The organism is Stenotrophomonas sp. EMP41, from assembly GCF_047495535.1.
Lineage (GTDB): Bacteria > Pseudomonadota > Gammaproteobacteria > Xanthomonadales > Xanthomonadaceae > Stenotrophomonas > Stenotrophomonas sepilia.
On the sequence record NZ_CP179923.1, the window covers coordinates 496,086 to 514,923 of the forward strand.

Below are 18,838 nucleotides of genomic sequence, written 5' to 3' on the forward strand. Positions count from 1 at the left end.
AAGGTATAGAACAATGGCAAAGGGTAAGTTCGAACGCACCAAGCCGCACGTCAACGTCGGCACCATCGGTCACGTCGACCACGGCAAGACCACGCTGACCGCCGCACTGACCAAGATCGGTGCCGAGCGCTTCGGTGGCGAGTTCAAGGACTACTCCTCGATCGACGCCGCGCCGGAAGAGAAGGCGCGTGGCATCACGATCTCGACCGCGCACGTCGAATACGAATCCCCGATCCGTCACTACGCCCACGTTGACTGCCCGGGCCACGCTGACTACGTCAAGAACATGATCACCGGTGCCGCCCAGATGGACGGCGCGATCCTGGTGTGCTCGGCCGCTGACGGCCCGATGCCGCAGACCCGTGAGCACATCCTGCTGTCGCGCCAGGTCGGCGTGCCGTACATCGTCGTGTTCCTGAACAAGGCCGACATGGTGGACGACGCCGAGCTGCTCGAGCTGGTCGAGATGGAAGTGCGCGAGCTGCTGAGCAAGTACGAGTTCCCGGGCGACGACACCCCGATCATCGCCGGTTCGGCCCGTCTGGCGCTGGAAGGCGACCAGAGCGACATCGGCGTGCCGGCCATCCTGAAGCTGGTCGACGCGCTGGACAGCTGGATTCCGGAGCCGGAGCGTGCGATCGACAAGCCGTTCCTGATGCCGGTGGAAGACGTGTTCTCGATCTCGGGCCGCGGCACCGTGGTGACCGGTCGTATCGAGCGCGGCGTGATCAAGGTTGGCGACGAAATCGAAATCGTCGGCATCCGTCCGGTGCAGAAGACCACCGTGACCGGCGTTGAAATGTTCCGCAAGCTGCTGGACCAGGGTCAGGCAGGCGACAACGCTGGCCTGCTGCTGCGCGGCACCAAGCGTGACGACGTCGAGCGTGGCCAGGTGCTGGCCAAGCCGGGCACGATCAAGCCGCACACCAAGTTCGAAGGCGAAGTGTACGTCCTGTCGAAGGACGAGGGCGGCCGCCACACCCCGTTCTTCAACGGCTACCGTCCGCAGTTCTACTTCCGCACCACCGACATCACCGGCGCCGCCAAGCTGCCGGAAGGCGTCGAAATGGTGATGCCGGGTGACAACGTCAAGATGGAAGTCACCCTGATCAACCCGGTGGCCATGGACGAAGGCCTGCGCTTCGCCATCCGCGAAGGCGGCCGTACCGTCGGCGCCGGCGTGGTCTCGAAGATCATCGAGTAATCTGGTAGTATCTGCGCCCCGATGTTGCCTGGGTAGGGCATCGGGGCGTATCAAATGGGAAAGCAGGCACAGGATGTGCCTTGTGTTCCCCGGACCAGGAAGGGTCAATGCCATTCAGGCGGCGTCAACAGGCGACTGTTGACAGCTGCCTTGCGTGCCATTATGCTTCTACGTCTGGGCAGGCCGGGTAACTGGTCTGCCTACGTTTTTGAGGTCCATGGATTGACCTTGGCGGCCTGCAGGACTGCGGGCCGTCCGTATTCAGGAATTTCATGGGGCAAAGCAACCCAGAGGCTTTGTCTGTCGCTCTTTTAACGAAGGAACCTACCGCCATGGCGGACCAAAAGATCCGGATCCGGCTGAAAGCGTTCGATCATCGTCTGATCGACCGTTCGGCCAGCGAGATCGTTGAAACGGCAAAGCGGACCGGCGCGCAAGTGCGTGGCCCGATCCCGCTGCCGACCAAGATCGAGCGTTACACCGTTCTCGTTTCCCCGCACGTCGACAAGGACGCGCGTGACCAGTACGAGACCCGCACGCACAAGCGCGTGCTCGATATCGTTGACCCGAATGACAAGACCGTGGACGCGCTGATGAAGCTCGAACTGGCTGCCGGCGTCGACGTTCAGATCAAGCTGACCTGAGGACTACGACCATGACGAAGAAGTATTCGTTGGGCTTCGTGGGCCGCAAGGCCGGCATGAGCCGTGTGTTCACTGAAGATGGCCGCTCCATCCCGGTGACCCTGATCGAAGCAACCCCGAACCGCATCGCGCAGATCAAGACCGTCGAAACCGACGGCTACAGCGCCGTGCAGGTGACCGTCGGCGCGCGTCGCGCTGCCCTGGTCAACAAGCCGGAAGCCGGCCACTTCGCCAAGGCGAAGGTGGAAGCGGGTCGTGGCCTGTGGGAATTCCGCGTTGAAGACGCGCAGCTCGGCGATTTCGCCGTTGGCGGCGAAGTCAAGGCGGACATCTTCGAAGTCGGCCAGATCGTCGACGTCCAGGGTGTCACCAAGGGTAAGGGCTTCCAGGGCACCATCAAGCGCCACAACTTCCGTATGGGCGATGCAACCCACGGTAACTCGCTGTCGCATCGCGCGCCGGGTTCGCTGGGTCAGCGCCAGACCCCGGGTCGCGTTTTCCCGGGCAAGAAGATGTCGGGCCACATGGGCGCGGTGCAGCAGAGCACCCAGAACCTGGAAGTGGTCAAGGTCGACGTCGAGCGCGGTCTGATCGCGGTTCGCGGCGCCGTTCCGGGCGCGGCGGGTGGCGACGTGATCGTCCGTCCGGCGAGCAAGGCATAAGGAGAGATGACGATGGAACTCGTTATCACGGGTAGCAACAACAAGGTCTCGGTCTCCGAAGCCGTGTTCGGTCGCGATTTCAGCGAAGATCTGGTCCACCAGGTCGTCGTTGCTTACCGCAACGCCGGTCGCGCCGGCACCAAGGCACAGAAGACTCGCTCTGAAGTGGCTGGTACCACCAAGAAGTCGAAGAAGCAGAAGGGCGGCGGCGCGCGTCATGGCGCACTGACGGCTCCGATCTTCGTCGGCGGCGGTGTCACCTTCGCGGCCAAGCCGCGCAGCTTCGAGCAGAAGGTCAATCGCAAGCAGTACCGTGCCGCCATGTGCGCGATCCTGTCCGAGCTGAACCGTCAGGGCCGTCTGACCATCGTGGAGGCCTTCGATGTCGAAGCGACCAGCACGAAGGGTCTGATCGCCAAGCTGGCCGGCCTGGAAGTGGGCAAGCGCCCGCTGATCGTCACCGAGGAAGCGTCCGAGCACCTGTACCTGTCCGCCCGCAATCTGCCGTACGTGCAGGTGCGTGACGTGCAGGGTCTGGACCCGGTCTCGCTGGTGGGTGCCGACACGGTCGTCATCACCGCTGACGCGGTCAAGAAGGTCGAGGAGTGGCTGGCATGAACAGCAACGAAAAAATCTTCAGCGTGCTGCGTGCCCCGCGTGTCTCGGAAAAGACCGCGCGCCTGCAGGAACTCTCCAATCAGTATGTCTTCGAAGTTTCGAACGAAGCCACCAAGGCCGATGTAAAGGCCGCGGTTGAGCAGCTGTTCGACGTCAAGGTCGAAGCCGTCAACGTGGTCAACGTCAAGGGCAAGAACAAGTCCTTCCGTAACCGTGCTGGCCGCCGCGGCGATTGGCGCAAGGCGTACGTTCGCCTGGCCGACGGCCAGTCGATCGATGTAACGGCCAAGGCCTGAGGTACATCCCATGCCATTGATGAAATTCAAGCCCACCTCCCCCGGCCGCCGTTCGGCCGTGCGCGTGGTCACCCCCGACCTGCACAAGGGTGCTCCGCACGCCGCGCTGGTCGAGTCGCAGAGCCGCTCGGGTGGTCGTAACCACCACGGTCGCATCACCGTGCGTCACGTCGGTGGTGGTGCCAAGCAGCACTACCGCATCATCGACTTCAAGCGCAACAAGCTGGGCATCCCGGCGCGCGTGGAACGCATCGAATACGATCCGAACCGCACCGCCCACATCGCTCTGCTGTGCTACGTCGACGGTGAGCGTCGCTACATCATCGCCCCGAAGGGCCTGAAGGCTGGTGATCAGGTGATCGCTGGTTCGGACGCCCCGATCAAGGCCGGCAACACCCTGCCGCTGCGCAACATCCCGGTCGGCACCACCATCCACTGCATCGAACTGAAGCCGGGCAAGGGCGCTCAGATCGCTCGCGCCGCTGGTGCGGCCGTGCAGCTGGTGGCTCGTGAAGGCATCTACGCCACCCTGCGCCTGCGCTCGGGTGAAATGCGCAAGGTTCCGGTCGAGTGCTGCGCCACCATCGGCGAAGTCGGCAACGACGAGCACAGCCTGGAAAAGCTGGGCAAGGCCGGTGCCAAGCGTTGGCGCGGCGTCCGCCCGACCGTTCGTGGTGCTGCCATGAACCCGGTTGACCACCCGCACGGTGGTGGTGAGGCCAAGGCCGGCCAGGGTAACCCGCATCCGGTCACCCCGTGGGGTGTCCCGACCAAGGGTTACAAGACGCGCCATAACAAGCGCACTCAGCAGTTCATCGTCCGCGATCGTAGGGGCTAATCGACCATGGCACGTTCACTCAAGAAGGGCCCGTTCGTCGATCACCACCTCGTCAAGAAGGTGGAGGCCGCTGCGGGCAGCAAGAAGCCGATCAAGACCTGGTCGCGCCGTTCGATGATCCTGCCTGACATGGTAGGCATCACCATTGCCGTGCATAACGGCAAGAACCACATCCCGGTTCTCGTCAACGAGAACATGGTCGGCCACAAGCTCGGCGAATTTGCCATCACCCGGACCTTCAAGGGTCACGGTGGTGACAAGAAGTCGGGCAAGTAAGGAGAGATGACAATGGAAGCGAAAGCCATCCTGCGCACTGCGCGCATCTCCCCGCAGAAGGCTCGTCTGGTCGCTGACCAGGTGCGCGGTCTGCCGGCCGAACGTGCGGTCAACCTGCTGAAGTTCTCGGACAAGAAGGCTGCCCACCTGATCAAGAAGGTGGTGGAGTCGGCAATTGCCAACGCCGAGAACAACCAGGGCGCCGACGTCGACGAGCTGAAGGTTCAGACCATCATGGTTGATGAAGGTCCGACCCTGAAGCGTTTCATGGCGCGGGCGAAAGGCCGCGGTACCCGCATCCTCAAGCGCACCAGCCACATCACTGTGGTTGTGGGCGCCGCCAAGTAAGCGGATAAGGAAAAGACCATGGGTCATAAAGTTCATCCGATTGGTATCCGCCTCGGCATTTCCAAGGACTGGAACTCCAAGTGGTACGCCAACAAGGCCGAGTTCGCTGGTTACCTGGCAGCCGACCTGAAAGTGCGCGAAATGCTGCGCAAGAAGCTGGCTCAGGCCGGCATCAGCAAGATCCTGATCGAGCGTCCGGCCAAGACCGCTCGCGTGACGATCCACACCGCCCGTCCGGGCGTGGTGATCGGCAAGCGCGGTGAGGACATCGAGAAGCTGCGCAAGGAAGTGAGCGAGATGATGGGCGTCCCGGCGCACATCAACGTCACCGAAGTGCGCAAGCCGGAACTGGACGCGCAGCTCGTTGCCGAGTCGATCGCCCAGCAGTTGGAGCGTCGCATCATGTTCCGCCGTGCAATGAAGCGCTCGGTCGGCAACGCGATGCGCCTGGGTGCCCTGGGCATCAAGGTCAACGTCGGTGGCCGCCTCAACGGTGCAGAAATCGCCCGTTCGGAGTGGTACCGCGAAGGCCGCGTGCCGCTGCACACCCTGCGTGCCGACATCGACTATGGCTTCGCTGAAGCCAAGACGACCTACGGCATCATCGGCATCAAGGTCTGGATCTACAAGGGCGAGGTCTTCGATTTCTCCCAGGTTGGCCAGGAAAAGCAGGACGACACCCCGTCGCGCAACGATCGTCACGATCGCGGCGACCGTGGTGACCGTCAGCGCCCGGCCCGTGAAGCGAGGTAACGACAATGTTGCAACCCAAGCGAACCAAGTACCGCAAGGTACACAAGGGCCGTAACGATGGCCTGAGCTGGAGCGCCAACGCTGTCAGCTTCGGCGAATACGGCCTGAAGGCAACCGCACACGGTCAGCTGACCGCGCGCCAGATCGAAGCGGCCCGCCGCTCGATCAGCCGCTACGTCAAGCGCGGCGGCAAGATGTGGATCCGCGTGTTCCCCGACAAGCCCATCACCAAGAAGCCCATCGAAGTCCGAATGGGTTCGGGTAAGGGTAACGTGGAATACTGGGTGGCCCAGATCCAGCCCGGCCGCATGATCTATGAAATCGAGGGTGTTTCCGAGGAAGTGGCTCGCGAGGCGTTCCGCCTGGCCGCCGCCAAGCTCTCGGTCACCACCACTTTCGTGACCCGTACGGTGCGCTGATGGATATCAAAACTCTCCGTGAAAAGTCGGCTGACGAACTCAAGGCCCACCTGATCGACCTGCGTAAGGAACAGTTCTCTGTCCGTATGCAGCAGGTCACCGGCCAGCTGCCGAAGACCCACGACATTCGCCGGGTCCGTCGCGAGATTGCTCGCGTCAAGACCCTGCTCGGCAGCACGAAGTAAGGATGGCCGCTATGAGCGACAATACTGAAAAGAAGACGCTGCGCACGGTCGAAGGCCGTGTCGTCAGCAACAAGATGGACAAGACGGTTACCGTCCTGGTTGAGCGTCAGGTCAAGCACGCGCTGTACGGCAAGTACATCAAGCGCTCGACCAAGCTGCACGCCCACGATGCCGACAACGCCTGCAAGGAAGGCGACGTCGTCCGCGTGACCGAGATTGCTCCGATGTCCAAGACCAAGAACTGGCGCGTGGTGGAAGTCATCACGCGTGCGGCTGAATAAGGAGTCTGAATCATGATCCAGATGCAGAGCTACCTTGACGTCGCGGACAATTCGGGTGCCAAGCAGGTGATGTGCTTCAAGGTGCTGGGTGGTTCCAAGCGCCGTTACGCCGGTATCGGCGACATCATCAAGGTCACCGTGAAGGATGCGATTCCGCGCGGCAAGGTCAAGAAGGGTGAAGTGTATGACGCCGTCGTGGTGCGTACCCGCAAGGGTGTGCGTCGCGCCGACGGTTCGCTGATCCGCTTCGACGGCAACGCTGCCGTCCTGCTGAACAACAAGCAGGAGCCGATCGGTACCCGTATCTTCGGGCCGGTGACCCGTGAACTTCGTTCGGAGAAGTTCATGAAGATCGTCTCGCTCGCTCCCGAAGTGCTGTGAGCGACAGGAGATAATCATGGCTAACCGTATCAAGAAGGGCGACCAGGTTGTCGTCAACGCTGGCAAGGACAAGGGCAAGCAGGGCGAAGTCGTCCGCGTCGACGGCGACCGCGTGGTCGTCGCCAACGTGAACATCGTCAAGCGCCACACCAAGCCGAACCCGCAGGCAGGTGTTGCCGGCGGCGTGGTCGAGCGCGAAGCTTCGATCCATATCTCCAACGTGAACGTTCTGAACCCGGCTTCGGGCAAGGGTGAACGCGTTGGCTTCAAGGTGCTGGAGGATGGACGCAAACTGCGTGTGTTCCGCTCCAGCGGTGAGGCGCTCGACGCCTGAGGAATGTGAAGATGACTTCCCGTCTCGAAAAGATCTACAAGGAAGAAGTGGTGCCGGCGCTGATGAAGCAGTTCGGCTACACCAATCCGATGGAAGTACCGAAGCTCGTCAAGGTCACCCTGAACATGGGTGTGGGCGAGGCTGCCACCAACAAGAAGATCCTGGAAAACGCCGTCGCGGACATGACCAAGATTTCCGGCCAGAAGCCGGTTGTCACCAAGTCGCGTATCTCGGTTGCGTCGTTCAAGATCCGTGATGGTTGGCCGATCGGCTGCAAGACCACGCTGCGTCGCCACAAGATGTACGAGTTCCTGGACCGCCTGATCAACATCTCGCTGCCGCGCGTGCGCGACTTCCGTGGTGTTTCCGGTCGTTCCTTCGACGGCCGCGGCAACTTCAACATGGGTGTGAAGGAACAGATCATCTTCCCGGAAATCGACTTCGACGCCGTCGACGCGATCCGTGGCATGGATATCGCGATCACCACCACTGCGAAGACCGATGCGGAAGCGAAGGCGCTGCTGGCAGCGTTCAAGTTCCCGTTCCGTAACTGATCTGTCGAGGAAACCGAAATGGCAAAGACCTCCATGGTCAACCGCGACATCAAGCGGGAAAAGCTGGCCAAGAAGTACGCTGAAAAGCGTGCGGCTCTGAAGAAGATCGTGTCCTCCGTGGACGCGACCTACGAAGAGAAGATCGACGCCGCAACCAAGCTGGCCAAGCTGCCGCGCGATTCGTCGCCGAGCCGCCAGCGCAACCGTTGCGAGCTGTCGGGTCGTCCGCGTGGCGTGTACAGCAAGTTCGGCCTCGGCCGCAACAAGCTGCGCGAAGCCACCATGCGTGGCGACGTTCCGGGTCTGCGCAAGGCCAGCTGGTAATCCCAGCCGGCCCTGCGATCAGGAGCCCCCTCGGGGGTTTCTGAACCGGGGAGGGGAGGCGTTCAGCTTCCTTTCTGCGAAAAAACCCGAAGAGCCCGGCGCAAGTCGGGCTCTTTTGGCGTATACTCCCGCGTCTTGCCCTGCGCAAACGGGGTTGTAGGAGTGGGCCCTGGCCCGCTGCATCAAGGGACCTGGCCCGTTTCCAGGAGACAACAGATTTTCGCGAAAGCGGATATCGGTGCACTCAAAGGTACTCATATGAGCATGACTGATCCCATCGCCGACCTGCTGGTCCGCATCAAGAATGCGGCTGCGGTTGGCAAGCAGACGGTGAAAGCCCCATCGTCCAAGATCAAGGTTGCGATCGCCCAGGTCCTGAAGGACGAGGGTTACATCACCGACCTGCGCGTGACCCAGCTGGAAAACAACAAGGCCGAGCTGGAAATCGTGCTGAAGTATTTCGAAGGCAAGCCGGTCATCGCGACCCTGAAGCGCTTCTCGCGTTCGGGCCTGCGCCAGTACCGCGGCAAGAGCGAGCTGCCGAAGGTCATGAATGGCCTGGGCATCTCCATCATTTCCACCTCCAAGGGCATCATGACTGATGCGCAGGCGCGCCAGCTGGGCGTCGGCGGCGAAGTCCTGTGCTTCGTGGCCTAAGGCGAAAGGAGTAGAACTATGTCCCGCGTAGCCAAGAAGCCCATCACCCTGGGTAAGGTCGAACTGAACGTCCAGTCGGAAAGCGTCACCGTCAAGGGCCCGAAGGGCACCCTGTCGCTGGTCAAGCCGGCCGGTATTGCCATCAACGTCGACAGCGGCGTTGCCACCCTGAGCACCGAGAGCGCCGACCTGGTCGCGCTGACCGGTACCGTGCGTGCGATCCTGGCCAACATGGTCAAGGGCGTGTCCGAAGGCTTCGAGCGCAAGCTGGAGCTGGTCGGCGTGGGTTACCGTGCTGCCATGCAGGGCAAGGACCTGAGCCTGTCGCTCGGTTTCTCGCACCCGGTCGTGTTCGTGGCGCCGGAAGGCATCACCATCTCCACCCCGACCCAGACCGAGATCCTGGTCCAGGGCGCTGACAAGCAGGTCGTCGGTGAAGTCGCCGCCAAGATCCGTGCGTTCCGCAAGCCGGAGCCGTACAAGGGCAAGGGCGTGAAGTACTCCGACGAAGTCATCATCCGTAAGGAAGCCAAGAAGGCGTAAGTGCGAGTCCCTCGCAAGAGCCCGCACATCCATGTGCGGACTCCTCAGGGAAAAGCCCATCCTTCAGCTTTCAAGGAACAATCAAAATGAACAAGAACATCGCCCGCCTGCGTCGCGCCAAGTCGACCCGCGCCCACATCCGTGAGCTCGGCGTCGCCCGCCTGTCGGTGCTGCGCACCGGCCAGCACCTGTACGCCCAGGTCTTCACCGCTGACGGTTCGAAGGTGCTGGCTGCCGCCAACACCACCCAGACCGACATCAAGGAAGGCCTGAAGAACGGCAAGAACGCCGATGCCGCTGCCAAGGTTGGCCGCATCGTCGCCGAGCGCGCCAAGGCCGCCGGCATCGAGAAGGTTGCCTTCGATCGTTCGGGCTACCGCTACCACGGCCGCATCAAGGCCCTGGCAGAAGCCGCCCGCGAAGCCGGCCTGCAGTTCTAAGGGATCAGGGCAGGGGGCCGATGGCCTCCTGCCCACCTGCTCGCCAGCCTGAGTGAGGCTGGACGGCGCCGCTCTTCTGTAGTGGCCTACCGGAAAGACGCGTCACTTCACAACCATAAGCGGCCCCGAGCCGTACATACCCAAACAACCAAGGAATCAACATGGCAGAAGAGCGTCAGCAGCGGGGTCGCGATCGCGACCGTAACCGCGAAGAGAAGATCGACGACGGCATGATCGAAAAGCTGGTCGCGGTCAACCGCGTCAGCAAGACCGTCAAGGGTGGCCGCCAGTTCACCTTCACCGCCCTGACCGTGGTCGGTGACGGCGAAGGCAAGGTCGGTTTCGGTTATGGCAAGGCCCGCGAAGTGCCGGTCGCCATCCAGAAGTCGATGGAACAGGCCCGCAAGAACCTGGTCAGCGTTGACCTGAACAACGGCACCCTGTGGCACACCATCAAGGATGGTCACGGCGCAGCCCGCGTGTTCATGCAGCCGGCTTCGGAAGGTACTGGCGTCATCGCCGGCGGTGCCATGCGCGCCGTGCTGGAAGCCGTTGGCGTGAAGAACGTGCTGGCCAAGGCCACCGGTTCGCGCAACCCGATCAATCTGGTGCGCGCCACCGTGAAGGGCCTGACTGCTGCGCAGTCGCCGGCCCGCATCGCGGCCAAGCGCGGCAAGAAGGTGGAGGAACTCAACCATGGCTAATGAGTCCAACAAGACTGTGAAGGTCCGCCTGGTGCGTGGCCTGCGTGGCACCCAGTCGCGTCACCGCCTGTCGGTGCGTGCCCTGGGCCTGAACAAGCTCAACGATGTGCGTGAACTGAAGGACAGCCCGCAGGTGCGTGGCCTGATCAACAAGGTTCAGTACCTCGTCCAGGTTGAGGAGTAATCGACCATGACTCTGCGTCTCAATGAACTGAGCCCGGCACCGGGCGCCCGCACCGAGCGCACCCGCGTCGGCCGCGGTATCGGCTCGGGCCTGGGCAAGACTGCCGGCCGCGGCCACAAGGGTTCGTTCGCCCGTAAGGGTGGCGGCAAGATCAAGGCTGGCTTCGAAGGCGGCCAGACCCCCATGCAGCGTCGTCTGCCGAAGATCGGCTTCCGTTCGCCGATCGCCAAGGACACCGCTGAAGTGCTGCTGTACGCGCTGGACAAGCTGCCGGCCGGTGAGATCGACTTCGCCGCCCTGCGTGCTGCCAAGCTGGTCCCGAGCACTGCCAAGAAGGCCAAGGTCGTCGTCAAGGGCGAAGTGACCAAGGCGTTCACCCTGAAGGGTATTGCTGCCACGGCTGGTGCCAAGGCTGCGATCGAAGCTGCCGGCGGCAGCGTAACGGAGTAAGAAAATCATGGCGCAAGCTGGCATCGGTAACCTCGCGGGCGGAATGGGCAAGTTCACTGAACTTCGCCAACGTTTGCTGTTCGTCGTCGGGGCTTTGATCGTCTATCGCATCGGCTGCTACGTGCCGGTGCCGGGCGTCAATCCCGATGCCATGCTTGCCATGATGCAACAGCAGGGCGGCGGCATCGTGGACATGTTCAACATGTTCTCGGGCGGCGCCCTGCACCGTTTCAGCATCTTTGCGCTGAACGTGATGCCGTACATCTCGGCATCGATCGTGATGCAGCTGGCCGTGCATATCTTCCCCGCCCTGAAGGCGATGCAGAAGGAAGGTGAGTCCGGCCGCCGCAAGATCACCCAGTATTCGCGCATCGGCGCCGTGCTGCTGGCAGTGGTGCAGGGCGGTTCGATCGCGCTGGCCCTGCAGGGCCAGGTTTCGCCGTCGGGCGCTCCGGTCGTGTACGCCCCCGGCATGGGCTTCGTGCTCACCGCGGTGGTCGCACTGACTGCCGGCACCATGTTCCTGATGTGGGTCGGTGAGCAGGTCACCGAACGCGGTATCGGCAACGGCGTGTCACTGATCATCTTCGCTGGTATCGTCGCCGGTCTGCCGGGTGCGGTCATCCACACCTTCGACGCCTACCGCGACGGCAACATCCAGTTCATCCAGCTGCTGCTGATCGCCATCGTGGTGCTCGCCTTCACCTTCTTTGTGGTGTTCGTGGAGCGCGGCCAGCGCCGGATCACGGTCAATTACGCGCGCCGCCAGGGCGGTCGCAACGCGTACATGAACCAGACCTCGTTCCTGCCGCTGAAGCTCAACATGGCCGGCGTCATCCCGGCGATCTTTGCCTCGAGCCTGTTGGCCTTCCCGGCCACCCTGGCCATGTGGTCCGGCCAGGCCGCCAACCAGAGCAGCTTTGGCCAGGTCCTGCAGAAGGTCGCCAATGCCCTGGGCCCGGGCGAACCGCTGCACATGATCGTGTTCGCTGCGCTGATCACCGGTTTCGCGTTCTTCTATACCGCGCTGGTGTTCAACTCGCAGGAAACCGCCGACAACCTGAAGAAGTCGGGCGCGCTGATTCCGGGCATCCGTCCGGGCAAGGCCACTGCCGACTACATCGACGGCGTGCTGACCCGCCTGACCGCGGCCGGCTCGGCCTACCTGGTGATCGTGTGCCTGCTGCCCGAACTGATGCGCACGCAACTGAATGCCTCGTTCTACTTCGGTGGCACGTCGCTGCTGATCGTGGTGGTGGTGGTGATGGACTTCATCGCCCAGGTGCAGGCACACCTGATGTCCCACCAGTACGAGAGCCTGCTGAAGAAGGCCAACCTGAAGGGCGGCAACCGCGGCGGTTTTGCCCGCGGCTGATAGGCCTGTTATACTTTCGTCTTCCTGACGTGATGGTCCCTCCGCTTCGCGGACTCCGGCCACACAAACGAAGGGCGGCCCCCGCAGCGGTTCCGGGTGGGGGTGTGATGAGGTGGTCCCGCGCTGGAGTAGCGCGGGCGGCCCCGGGGGAAACCCCAGGTCCAACCCCATCCGGCGCCGGAGCCTGGGCACACTCCCCAGGCCGGGTTCATGAAACCAGTGGTTTCACGGGCTTCCATGTAAACCGGAACCTTGTTAGTATCGCTAGTTCACTTTTTTGATCCATCCTGCCGGATTGGCGTGCCCGAGGCGCGCTGTCGGCCATCACTCAGCTGGAGAACCGCGTCATGGCGCGTATTGCAGGCGTCAACCTGCCAGCCCAGAAGCACGTCTGGGTCGGGTTGCAAAGCATTTACGGCATCGGCCGTACCCGTTCGAAGAAGGTCTGCGAAGTCGCAGGCGTTGCTTCGACCACCAAGATCCGCGATCTGTCGGAGCCGGAAATCGAGCGCCTGCGCGCCGAAGTCGGCAAGTACATCGTGGAAGGCGATCTGCGCCGTGAGATCGGCATCGCGATCAAGCGCCTGATGGACCTGGGCTGCTACCGCGGCCTGCGTCACCGTCGTGGCCTCCCGCTGCGTGGCCAGCGCACCCGTACCAACGCCCGCACCCGCAAGGGTCCGCGCAAGGCGATCAAGAAGTAAGGGACTGAGAAATGGCTAAGCCCGCTGCTAAGACCAAGAAGAAGATCAAGCGCGTCGTCACCGACGGCGTCGCCCACGTCCACGCTTCGTTCAACAACACCATCGTCACCATCACCGACCGCCAGGGCAACGCTCTGTCGTGGGCGACCTCCGGTGGCGCTGGCTTCCGCGGTTCGCGCAAGTCGACCCCGTTCGCTGCCCAGGTGGCTGCTGAAAAGGCCGGTCGTGCTGCGCTGGACTACGGCGTGAAGTCGCTGGAAGTCCGCATCAAGGGCCCGGGTCCGGGCCGTGAGTCGGCCGTGCGTTCGCTGAACAACGTCGGCTACAAGATCACCAACATCATCGACGTGACGCCCATCCCGCACAACGGGTGCCGTCCGCCGAAGAAGCGTCGCGTCTAAAGGGAGCGATAAGAAATGGCTCGTTATATCGGTCCTACCTGTAAGCTCGCCCGCCGCGAAGGCGCCGACCTGTCCCTGAAGAGCCCGGCGCGTGCGCTGGACTCCAAGTGCAAGCTGGAGCAGAAGCCCGGCCAGCACGGCGCCACTGCCCGCAAGGGCAAGCTGTCCGACTACGCCACCCAGCTGCGTGAAAAGCAGAAGGTCAAGCGTATCTACGGCCTGCTGGAGCGTCAGTTCCGCAACTACTACAAGAAGGCCTCGACCAAGAAGGGCAACACCGGCGAGAACCTGCTGCAGCTGCTGGAAACCCGCCTGGACAACGTCGTCTACCGCATGGGCTTCGCCGTGACCCGTCCGGCTGCCCGTCAGCTGGTGTCGCACCGCGGCGTCACCGTGAATGGCAAGTCGGTCAACCTGGCTTCGTACCAGGTCAAGGCTGGCGACGCCATCGCTCTGTCCGAAAAGGCTGCCAAGCAGCTGCGCGTCCAGGAAGCCCTGACCGTCGCCGCCCAGCATGACCTGAGCCCGTCGTGGGTTGAAGTGGATTCCGGCAAGTTCACCGGCATCTTCAAGGCCGTTCCGGATCGTTCGGATCTGCCTGCGGACATCAACGAAGCGCTGATCGTCGAGCTGTATTCGAAGTAATTCACATTGGAGAGCCCCCGGCGACGGCCGGGGGTTCACTAGGAGAACCCGCAACATGACGGTTACCGCCAACCAGGTTCTGCGTCCTCGCGGTCCGCAGATCGAACGCCTTACCGACACCCGTGCAAAGGTCGTTATCGAACCTTTGGAGCGGGGTTACGGGCATACGCTGGGCAACGCCCTGCGTCGCGTGCTGCTGTCGTCCATCCCGGGCTTCGCCATCACGGAAGTCGAAATCGACGGCGTGTTGCATGAGTACACCACGGTCGAAGGTCTGCAGGAGGACGTGCTCGAAGTCCTGCTCAACCTGAAGGACGTGGCCATCCGTATGCACTCCGGCGACAGCGCCACCCTGTCCCTGTCCAAGCAGGGCCCGGGCGTTGTCACCGCTGCCGACATCAAGGTCGACCACAATGTGGAGATCCTGAACGGCGACCATGTGATCTGCCACCTGACCAAGGACACGGCAATCAACATGCGTCTGAAGATCGAACGTGGTTTCGGCTACCAGCCGGCTGCCGCGCGTCGTCGTCCGGACGAAGAAACCCGTGCCATCGGCCGCCTGGTCCTGGATGCCTCGTTCTCGCCGGTCCGCCGCGTCGCCTATGCCGTGGAAGCGGCCCGCGTCGAACAGCGTACCGACCTGGACAAGCTGGTCATCGATATCGAGACCAACGGCACCATCGATGCCGAGGAAGCCGTGCGCACCGCCGCCGACATCCTCAGCGACCAGCTGTCGGTGTTCGGTGACTTCACCCACCGCGACCGCGGTGCGGCCAAGCCGGCCAACAACGGCGTGGATCCGGTGCTGCTGCGCCCGATCGACGATCTGGAGCTGACCGTGCGTTCGGCCAACTGCCTGAAGGCTGAAAGCATCTACTACATCGGCGATCTGATCCAGAAGACCGAAGTGGAGCTGCTGAAGACCCCGAACCTGGGCAAGAAGTCGCTCACCGAGATCAAGGAAGTGCTGGCTCAGCGCGGCCTGTCGCTCGGCATGAAGCTGGAGAACTGGCCGCCGGCCGGCGTCGCCAGCCACGGCATGCTGGGCTGATATCGGCAATGCCTGAAGGCTCCACCGTTCGCGGTGGGGCCTTCAACGCAACACTACATGCCACGACGAACCGCAGGTTCGCGCGGCAGGTCGTCCAGGACGGGCGGCCAGGACCATCCGCAGTCCGCGCAGCAACGCCAGGATGGCGACAACGATCCGCACAGCCTCATCATTAACCAAGGAATATCACCATGCGTCACCAGAAGTCTGGCCGTAAGTTCAGCCGCACCAGCGCCCACCGCGAAGCGATGTTCAAGAACATGGCCGCCTCGCTGTTCAAGCACGAGCTGATCAAGACCACCCTGCCGAAGGCCAAGGAACTGCGCCGCGTTGCCGAGCCGCTGATCACCCTGGCCAAGGTCGACTCCGTCGCCAACCGCCGTCTGGCCTTCGCCCGCCTGCGCGACAACGAAGCCGTGGGCAACCTGTTCACCATCCTGGGCCCGCGCTACGCGAACCGTCCGGGCGGCTACCTGCGCCTGCTGAAGTGCGGCTTCCGCGCCGGCGACAACGCGCCGATGGCCTACGTCGAGCTGGTTGACCGTCCGGTCGTGGCCGAGGAAGTGGCCGAGTAATCGGACCGCTCCAACGCGACACAGCGAAAGCCCGGCCTCTGCCGGGCTTTTGCGTTTCTGCGCGTCGGATCAGACCCGCACCGTTCCGACAGGCGTCACCTGTGGCGGTTCGAATGGCGCGCGCTCTCGGTTACGCTTGGCACCTTGATCCATTCGAGCGTTGACGATGAATCCACTGCGCTGGCCCTTCCGCGCCCAGTTCTTCCTGGGCTTCCTGATCTGCGCGGGCCTGCTGGGCTACGCGATCTTCCTGCAGCTGAAAATGGGCCTGGAGCCGTGCCCGCTGTGCATCTTCCAGCGGCTGGCGTTCGCCGCGCTGGGCCTGCTGTTCCTGATCGGTGCACTGCACGGGCCCTCCAACCGTCCCGGCCGGGCGACCTACGGTGTGCTCGCCTTCATTGCGGCCGCGGTCGGCGCAGGCATCGCTGCGCGCCACGTCTACGTGCAGATGCTGCCACCGGAGATGGGGGCGACCTGCGGCCCGCCGCTGAGCTTCCTGCGCGAGACCATGGGGCCGCTGGAAGTGTTCCGCACGGTGCTCACCGGTACCGGCAACTGCGGCAACATCGACTGGACGTTCCTGGGCCTGACCATGCCGATGTGGTCGGGCGTGTGGTTCGTGCTGCTGGCGCTGTGGGCGCTGGTGGTGTCGCTGCCCAAGATCAAGCGCTGAACGCAGGTAGTGCCGGCCGCTGGCCGGCACACCGTGAGGATGCCGGCCAGCGGCCGGCGCTACCTCAGAAGTCCTGCTGCAGGCTCAGGTAAGCACCTCGGCGCGGTCCCCACTGCGGTGCGAACACACCGACGCCACCGCCATCGCGCAGTTGGTAGCTGCGGTCCAATGCATTGATGACCGCCAGCTGCACATGCAGCGGATGGCCGCTGTCGGCATTGAAGTCATGCCCGGCACTGAGGTTCACCTGCAGGTACGCCGGCAGCTCGCCGCCGTTGGGCACGCCCTCGATGTCCGAACGCAGGCCGCTGCCGAACACGTAGTTGGCGCCGACCCGGTTGTGTCCGGCAAAGGCGTAGCTGAAGCCACCCGATGAGGTCAGTTTCTGGTCGTGGTCGAGGTGGATCCAATGGTTGGCCACATAGGCCAGCGCGTCCGGATCGAGGTTGTACTGGCCGGTGATGACCTTGGTGCCGATGGCCTTGTTGTACGCCGCGTTGAAGTAGGCGCTGAACGGACCGTCGCTGTAGTCGGCACTGAACTCCAGGCCATGGATATGGCCGCGACCGTAGTTGAACGTCGAGTAGATGTAGGCGGCACCGAACTGGCCTTCGTCCTGCAGGCGTGCGACGCGTCGGTCATAGGCATCCAGGCCCAGGGTCAGGTGGTCGCCGACCTGCTGCGACACGCCGATGTCGTAGTAGTCGCTGCGCTCGGCCAGCGGAATGTTGTTGCCGCCGCCCGGCTGCTGGTTGGTGGTGCCGTCGTACAGCGCGATGTCGCTGCTGGCGATCAGCTCACTGGCCGGTGGCGTGAAGTAACGCGAATAGCCGGCATGCACGGTGGTGCTGTCGCTGGCATTCCAGACCGCGCCCACGCGGGGGCTGAGCTGGCCCTCGGTGCGGCCGAAGGCCTTGTAGCGATCACCACGCAGGCCGTAGTTGACGGTCCAGTCGTCGCCGATCTTCCACTCATCCTGCACGTACACCGCCAGCGTACTGGCGTGGAAGGCGCTGCGGTCTGGAATCAGCAGTGGCGTGGTGCTGGATTGCTGGCCGGCGCCATCGACCGGGAACACCCAGCTGTTGTTGCTGGCGCGCGCATTCTCGTAGTTGCCGTACAGGCCGTAGCGCAGCGTGTGGTCGTTGCCCAGCGGGGTGGAGAAGTCGGCCTGCAGGGTGTTGGCGCGGTTGCTGCGCTGGACCTGCGAGGCGACGCCACTGAATACCAGATCGCCGATGACATCCGGGTTGAACGCCACATCGCTGTAACGCTGCCCGGCGGACAGCTGGTAGGCGGTGCCGCCCAGCGTGCCCTGCAGCACCAGCATGCCGAAGCGGGTGGTCTCGCGCTGGGTTTCATCCAGCTGGCTGGAGTCGAAGGTGGTCGTGTCCAGGTAACCGAACTGCGGGGTCTGCCCGGGATTGACCGGGATCTGGAAGCGATTGTTGGCGAAGCCGGCGAACACGCTCAGGCGGGTGTTGTCGTTGACCAGGTAGGTCAGGTCGGCGAAGGCTTTGCCCTGATGCGTGTCGTCGTGCAGCGGCTTGCGCGAGCGGGTCGGGTTCTCCAGGCCGACCTCGTTCTGGTCGTAGTTGCCGGTCAGGAACCAGCTCCAGCGTCCTTGATTGCCCCACCACGAGGCATTCGGATTGATCTTGCCGAACGAGCCTGCGGTCAGACCGGCGCTGCCGCCATTGCCGAGCTCGGCGCCGCTGCGGGTGGTGATGTCGACCACCGCAGCGGTGCGCTCGCCGAACTGCGCCGGCAGCGCCCCGTCCATCAGGCGGATGCTCTTGATGGTGCGTGCATCCAGCGTCTGGCCGAAGCCGGAGATCGATTCGGGCAGCAGCACGCCGTTGATGCGGTACTGCAGATTGGCGTGGTCGCCGCGCACGTGCACGCCGCCATAGGAATCCTGGACCACGCCGGGCGCCTGCAGCAGCACCTGGCTGAGCGGCGCGGAGGCGCCCAGCGGCTGCTTCTGGATGTCTTCGGCGGTGATCTGGTACTGGCTGCTGCCAATGTCCGGTGACAGCGCGTTGCAGGCCTGGTCGAGCTGGGCGTGGACGGTGACCGCGTCCAGATCCTTGACGGAGGAAGAGGTGTCGTCGGCCGCTGCGGCGAAGGCGGGCAGGCTGGCCAAGGCCAGGGCGAAGGTAATGCCGGTAGCGAGGGGCGAGGGCTTCATGGTGAGAGAGGGGGCGGCTGGGCGTGGAAGGGGCCGGTCCATGACGTGCAAGTGTTACTCCGTAACAAATCATGCGCCTGTCCCGTGCGGCTGACCATGCTGGATCTGGCTGCTGGCGCTGGCCT

Annotated in this window: 30 protein-coding genes; 29 read left to right on the forward strand and 1 reads right to left on the reverse strand. The window is 63.3% G+C overall.

The window, feature by feature from the left end; all coding sequences use genetic code 11:
- The first annotated feature begins 13 nt into the window (after positions 1-13).
- The 29 genes from tuf (at position 14) to ACMGRF_RS02320 (ending at position 16,522) form a co-directional block, all read left to right on the forward strand.
- Entirely contained in the window at positions 14-1,204 is a 1,191-nt protein-coding gene (tuf, locus tag ACMGRF_RS02180; RefSeq protein WP_049416993.1) for an elongation factor Tu, read from the forward strand.
- Positions 1,205-1,536: 332 nt separating this feature from the next.
- Positions 1,537-1,848 (forward strand): 30S ribosomal protein S10, encoded by a 312-nt coding sequence (rpsJ, locus tag ACMGRF_RS02185; RefSeq protein ID WP_005408208.1) that lies wholly within the window; start codon positions 1,537-1,539, stop codon positions 1,846-1,848.
- Positions 1,849-1,859: 11 nt separating this feature from the next.
- Positions 1,860-2,510, forward strand: a complete 651-nt coding sequence (gene rplC, locus ACMGRF_RS02190; RefSeq protein ID WP_004145336.1) for a 50S ribosomal protein L3 — start codon at positions 1,860-1,862, stop codon at positions 2,508-2,510.
- A 12-nt stretch (positions 2,511-2,522) separates the two neighbouring features.
- Complete coding sequence (rplD, locus tag ACMGRF_RS02195; protein ID WP_005415412.1) at positions 2,523-3,128, forward strand: 50S ribosomal protein L4; 606 nt, start codon at positions 2,523-2,525, stop codon at positions 3,126-3,128.
- On the forward strand, positions 3,125-3,424 hold the full coding sequence (gene rplW / locus ACMGRF_RS02200; protein ID WP_004145338.1) for a 50S ribosomal protein L23: 300 nt from the start codon (positions 3,125-3,127) through the stop codon (positions 3,422-3,424). The genes rplD and rplW overlap by 4 nt, the downstream gene beginning before the upstream one ends.
- A gap of 10 nt (positions 3,425-3,434) precedes the next feature.
- Positions 3,435-4,262 carry a 50S ribosomal protein L2 gene (gene rplB, locus ACMGRF_RS02205; protein WP_004145339.1) on the forward strand — a complete coding sequence of 276 codons (828 nt, stop codon included), beginning with the start codon at positions 3,435-3,437 and terminating at the stop codon, positions 4,260-4,262.
- Positions 4,263-4,268: 6 nt separating this feature from the next.
- Positions 4,269-4,538, forward strand: a complete 270-nt coding sequence (gene rpsS / locus ACMGRF_RS02210; RefSeq protein ID WP_005415413.1) for a 30S ribosomal protein S19 — start codon at positions 4,269-4,271, stop codon at positions 4,536-4,538.
- A 12-nt stretch (positions 4,539-4,550) separates the two neighbouring features.
- Entirely contained in the window at positions 4,551-4,886 is a 336-nt protein-coding gene (gene rplV / locus ACMGRF_RS02215) for a 50S ribosomal protein L22 (protein WP_004145348.1), read from the forward strand.
- Between the two features lie 18 nt (positions 4,887-4,904).
- Positions 4,905-5,639, forward strand: coding sequence for a 30S ribosomal protein S3 (gene rpsC, locus ACMGRF_RS02220; protein WP_004145350.1), 735 nt, complete (start codon positions 4,905-4,907; stop codon positions 5,637-5,639).
- A gap of 5 nt (positions 5,640-5,644) precedes the next feature.
- On the forward strand, positions 5,645-6,058 hold the full coding sequence (rplP, locus tag ACMGRF_RS02225) for a 50S ribosomal protein L16 (protein WP_004154486.1): 414 nt from the start codon (positions 5,645-5,647) through the stop codon (positions 6,056-6,058).
- The gene (gene rpmC / locus ACMGRF_RS02230) at positions 6,058-6,243 is read left to right on the forward strand and encodes a 50S ribosomal protein L29 (RefSeq protein ID WP_004154487.1); all 186 of its coding nucleotides are present in this window, start codon (positions 6,058-6,060) and stop codon (positions 6,241-6,243) included. The genes rplP and rpmC overlap by 1 nt, the downstream gene beginning before the upstream one ends.
- 11 nt (positions 6,244-6,254) lie before the next feature.
- Positions 6,255-6,524, forward strand: a complete 270-nt coding sequence (gene rpsQ / locus ACMGRF_RS02235; RefSeq protein ID WP_004154489.1) for a 30S ribosomal protein S17 — start codon at positions 6,255-6,257, stop codon at positions 6,522-6,524.
- A gap of 12 nt (positions 6,525-6,536) precedes the next feature.
- Complete coding sequence (gene rplN / locus ACMGRF_RS02240) at positions 6,537-6,905, forward strand: 50S ribosomal protein L14 (RefSeq protein ID WP_010483978.1); 369 nt, start codon at positions 6,537-6,539, stop codon at positions 6,903-6,905.
- A gap of 16 nt (positions 6,906-6,921) precedes the next feature.
- Entirely contained in the window at positions 6,922-7,239 is a 318-nt protein-coding gene (gene rplX / locus ACMGRF_RS02245) for a 50S ribosomal protein L24 (RefSeq protein WP_004154490.1), read from the forward strand.
- Positions 7,240-7,250: 11 nt separating this feature from the next.
- Positions 7,251-7,793: a 50S ribosomal protein L5 gene (gene rplE, locus ACMGRF_RS02250; protein WP_005415416.1), complete on the forward strand. Its 543-nt coding sequence runs from the start codon at positions 7,251-7,253 to the stop codon at positions 7,791-7,793.
- An 18-nt stretch (positions 7,794-7,811) separates the two neighbouring features.
- A complete protein-coding gene (gene rpsN / locus ACMGRF_RS02255; RefSeq protein ID WP_005408209.1) occupies positions 7,812-8,117 on the forward strand; it encodes a 30S ribosomal protein S14 in 306 nt (101 codons plus the stop codon).
- 258 nt (positions 8,118-8,375) lie between these two features.
- On the forward strand, positions 8,376-8,774 hold the full coding sequence (gene rpsH, locus ACMGRF_RS02260; protein WP_005415417.1) for a 30S ribosomal protein S8: 399 nt from the start codon (positions 8,376-8,378) through the stop codon (positions 8,772-8,774).
- An 18-nt stretch (positions 8,775-8,792) separates the two neighbouring features.
- On the forward strand, positions 8,793-9,317 hold the full coding sequence (gene rplF / locus ACMGRF_RS02265; RefSeq protein WP_111191692.1) for a 50S ribosomal protein L6: 525 nt from the start codon (positions 8,793-8,795) through the stop codon (positions 9,315-9,317).
- Between the two features lie 80 nt (positions 9,318-9,397).
- On the forward strand, positions 9,398-9,757 hold the full coding sequence (rplR, locus tag ACMGRF_RS02270; protein WP_180880072.1) for a 50S ribosomal protein L18: 360 nt from the start codon (positions 9,398-9,400) through the stop codon (positions 9,755-9,757).
- A gap of 161 nt (positions 9,758-9,918) precedes the next feature.
- Positions 9,919-10,461 (forward strand): 30S ribosomal protein S5, encoded by a 543-nt coding sequence (gene rpsE / locus ACMGRF_RS02275; protein ID WP_005415419.1) that lies wholly within the window; start codon positions 9,919-9,921, stop codon positions 10,459-10,461.
- Complete coding sequence (gene rpmD / locus ACMGRF_RS02280) at positions 10,454-10,645, forward strand: 50S ribosomal protein L30 (protein WP_005408214.1); 192 nt, start codon at positions 10,454-10,456, stop codon at positions 10,643-10,645. The genes rpsE and rpmD overlap by 8 nt, the downstream gene beginning before the upstream one ends.
- Before the next feature lie 6 nt (positions 10,646-10,651).
- Positions 10,652-11,095 carry a 50S ribosomal protein L15 gene (rplO, locus tag ACMGRF_RS02285; RefSeq protein ID WP_004154498.1) on the forward strand — a complete coding sequence of 148 codons (444 nt, stop codon included), beginning with the start codon at positions 10,652-10,654 and terminating at the stop codon, positions 11,093-11,095.
- Between the two features lie 7 nt (positions 11,096-11,102).
- The gene (secY, locus tag ACMGRF_RS02290; RefSeq protein WP_005415420.1) at positions 11,103-12,470 is read left to right on the forward strand and encodes a preprotein translocase subunit SecY; all 1,368 of its coding nucleotides are present in this window, start codon (positions 11,103-11,105) and stop codon (positions 12,468-12,470) included.
- Between the two features lie 347 nt (positions 12,471-12,817).
- Entirely contained in the window at positions 12,818-13,174 is a 357-nt protein-coding gene (rpsM, locus tag ACMGRF_RS02295) for a 30S ribosomal protein S13 (RefSeq protein ID WP_004154500.1), read from the forward strand.
- Between the two features lie 11 nt (positions 13,175-13,185).
- Positions 13,186-13,575: a 30S ribosomal protein S11 gene (rpsK, locus tag ACMGRF_RS02300; RefSeq protein ID WP_004145443.1), complete on the forward strand. Its 390-nt coding sequence runs from the start codon at positions 13,186-13,188 to the stop codon at positions 13,573-13,575.
- A gap of 15 nt (positions 13,576-13,590) precedes the next feature.
- A complete protein-coding gene (rpsD, locus tag ACMGRF_RS02305) occupies positions 13,591-14,220 on the forward strand; it encodes a 30S ribosomal protein S4 (protein ID WP_004145446.1) in 630 nt (209 codons plus the stop codon).
- 55 nt (positions 14,221-14,275) lie between these two features.
- Positions 14,276-15,274 carry a DNA-directed RNA polymerase subunit alpha gene (locus ACMGRF_RS02310; RefSeq protein WP_005408216.1) on the forward strand — a complete coding sequence of 333 codons (999 nt, stop codon included), beginning with the start codon at positions 14,276-14,278 and terminating at the stop codon, positions 15,272-15,274.
- A 191-nt stretch (positions 15,275-15,465) separates the two neighbouring features.
- Positions 15,466-15,849: a 50S ribosomal protein L17 gene (gene rplQ / locus ACMGRF_RS02315; RefSeq protein ID WP_005408217.1), complete on the forward strand. Its 384-nt coding sequence runs from the start codon at positions 15,466-15,468 to the stop codon at positions 15,847-15,849.
- Between the two features lie 166 nt (positions 15,850-16,015).
- Entirely contained in the window at positions 16,016-16,522 is a 507-nt protein-coding gene (locus ACMGRF_RS02320; RefSeq protein WP_049416179.1) for a disulfide bond formation protein B, read from the forward strand.
- Positions 16,523-16,586: 64 nt separating this feature from the next.
- On the opposite strand, the gene ACMGRF_RS02325 is transcribed toward ACMGRF_RS02320, so the two are convergent.
- On the reverse strand, positions 16,587-18,713 hold the full coding sequence (locus tag ACMGRF_RS02325) for a TonB-dependent receptor (RefSeq protein ID WP_414485604.1): 2,127 nt from the start codon (positions 18,711-18,713) through the stop codon (positions 16,587-16,589).
- Positions 18,714-18,838: the final 125 nt, after the last annotated feature.

Coding starts and splice junctions, on each gene's coding strand:
- rplV (WP_004145348.1), top strand. CDS start 4,551: ATGGAAGCGAAAGCCATCCTGCGCACTGCGCGCATCTCCCCGCAGAAG.
- ACMGRF_RS02320 (WP_049416179.1), top strand. CDS start 16,016: ATGAATCCACTGCGCTGGCCCTTCCGCGCCCAGTTCTTCCTGGGCTTC.
- rpsJ (WP_005408208.1), top strand. CDS start 1,537: ATGGCGGACCAAAAGATCCGGATCCGGCTGAAAGCGTTCGATCATCGT.
- rplX (WP_004154490.1), top strand. CDS start 6,922: ATGGCTAACCGTATCAAGAAGGGCGACCAGGTTGTCGTCAACGCTGGC.
- rpsC (WP_004145350.1), top strand. CDS start 4,905: ATGGGTCATAAAGTTCATCCGATTGGTATCCGCCTCGGCATTTCCAAG.
- rpsQ (WP_004154489.1), top strand. CDS start 6,255: ATGAGCGACAATACTGAAAAGAAGACGCTGCGCACGGTCGAAGGCCGT.
- rpmD (WP_005408214.1), top strand. CDS start 10,454: ATGGCTAATGAGTCCAACAAGACTGTGAAGGTCCGCCTGGTGCGTGGC.
- rplC (WP_004145336.1), top strand. CDS start 1,860: ATGACGAAGAAGTATTCGTTGGGCTTCGTGGGCCGCAAGGCCGGCATG.
- rplQ (WP_005408217.1), top strand. CDS start 15,466: ATGCGTCACCAGAAGTCTGGCCGTAAGTTCAGCCGCACCAGCGCCCAC.
- rpsM (WP_004154500.1), top strand. CDS start 12,818: ATGGCGCGTATTGCAGGCGTCAACCTGCCAGCCCAGAAGCACGTCTGG.
- rpsK (WP_004145443.1), top strand. CDS start 13,186: ATGGCTAAGCCCGCTGCTAAGACCAAGAAGAAGATCAAGCGCGTCGTC.
- rplD (WP_005415412.1), top strand. CDS start 2,523: ATGGAACTCGTTATCACGGGTAGCAACAACAAGGTCTCGGTCTCCGAA.
- rpsE (WP_005415419.1), top strand. CDS start 9,919: ATGGCAGAAGAGCGTCAGCAGCGGGGTCGCGATCGCGACCGTAACCGC.
- rplN (WP_010483978.1), top strand. CDS start 6,537: ATGATCCAGATGCAGAGCTACCTTGACGTCGCGGACAATTCGGGTGCC.
- rplW (WP_004145338.1), top strand. CDS start 3,125: ATGAACAGCAACGAAAAAATCTTCAGCGTGCTGCGTGCCCCGCGTGTC.
- rpsS (WP_005415413.1), top strand. CDS start 4,269: ATGGCACGTTCACTCAAGAAGGGCCCGTTCGTCGATCACCACCTCGTC.
- rpsH (WP_005415417.1), top strand. CDS start 8,376: ATGAGCATGACTGATCCCATCGCCGACCTGCTGGTCCGCATCAAGAAT.
- rplP (WP_004154486.1), top strand. CDS start 5,645: ATGTTGCAACCCAAGCGAACCAAGTACCGCAAGGTACACAAGGGCCGT.
- rpmC (WP_004154487.1), top strand. CDS start 6,058: ATGGATATCAAAACTCTCCGTGAAAAGTCGGCTGACGAACTCAAGGCC.
- rpsN (WP_005408209.1), top strand. CDS start 7,812: ATGGCAAAGACCTCCATGGTCAACCGCGACATCAAGCGGGAAAAGCTG.
- tuf (WP_049416993.1), top strand. CDS start 14: ATGGCAAAGGGTAAGTTCGAACGCACCAAGCCGCACGTCAACGTCGGC.
- rplO (WP_004154498.1), top strand. CDS start 10,652: ATGACTCTGCGTCTCAATGAACTGAGCCCGGCACCGGGCGCCCGCACC.
- rplF (WP_111191692.1), top strand. CDS start 8,793: ATGTCCCGCGTAGCCAAGAAGCCCATCACCCTGGGTAAGGTCGAACTG.
- secY (WP_005415420.1), top strand. CDS start 11,103: ATGGCGCAAGCTGGCATCGGTAACCTCGCGGGCGGAATGGGCAAGTTC.
- ACMGRF_RS02325 (WP_414485604.1), bottom strand. CDS start 18,713: ATGAAGCCCTCGCCCCTCGCTACCGGCATTACCTTCGCCCTGGCCTTG.
- rplB (WP_004145339.1), top strand. CDS start 3,435: ATGCCATTGATGAAATTCAAGCCCACCTCCCCCGGCCGCCGTTCGGCC.
- ACMGRF_RS02310 (WP_005408216.1), top strand. CDS start 14,276: ATGACGGTTACCGCCAACCAGGTTCTGCGTCCTCGCGGTCCGCAGATC.
- rplE (WP_005415416.1), top strand. CDS start 7,251: ATGACTTCCCGTCTCGAAAAGATCTACAAGGAAGAAGTGGTGCCGGCG.
- rpsD (WP_004145446.1), top strand. CDS start 13,591: ATGGCTCGTTATATCGGTCCTACCTGTAAGCTCGCCCGCCGCGAAGGC.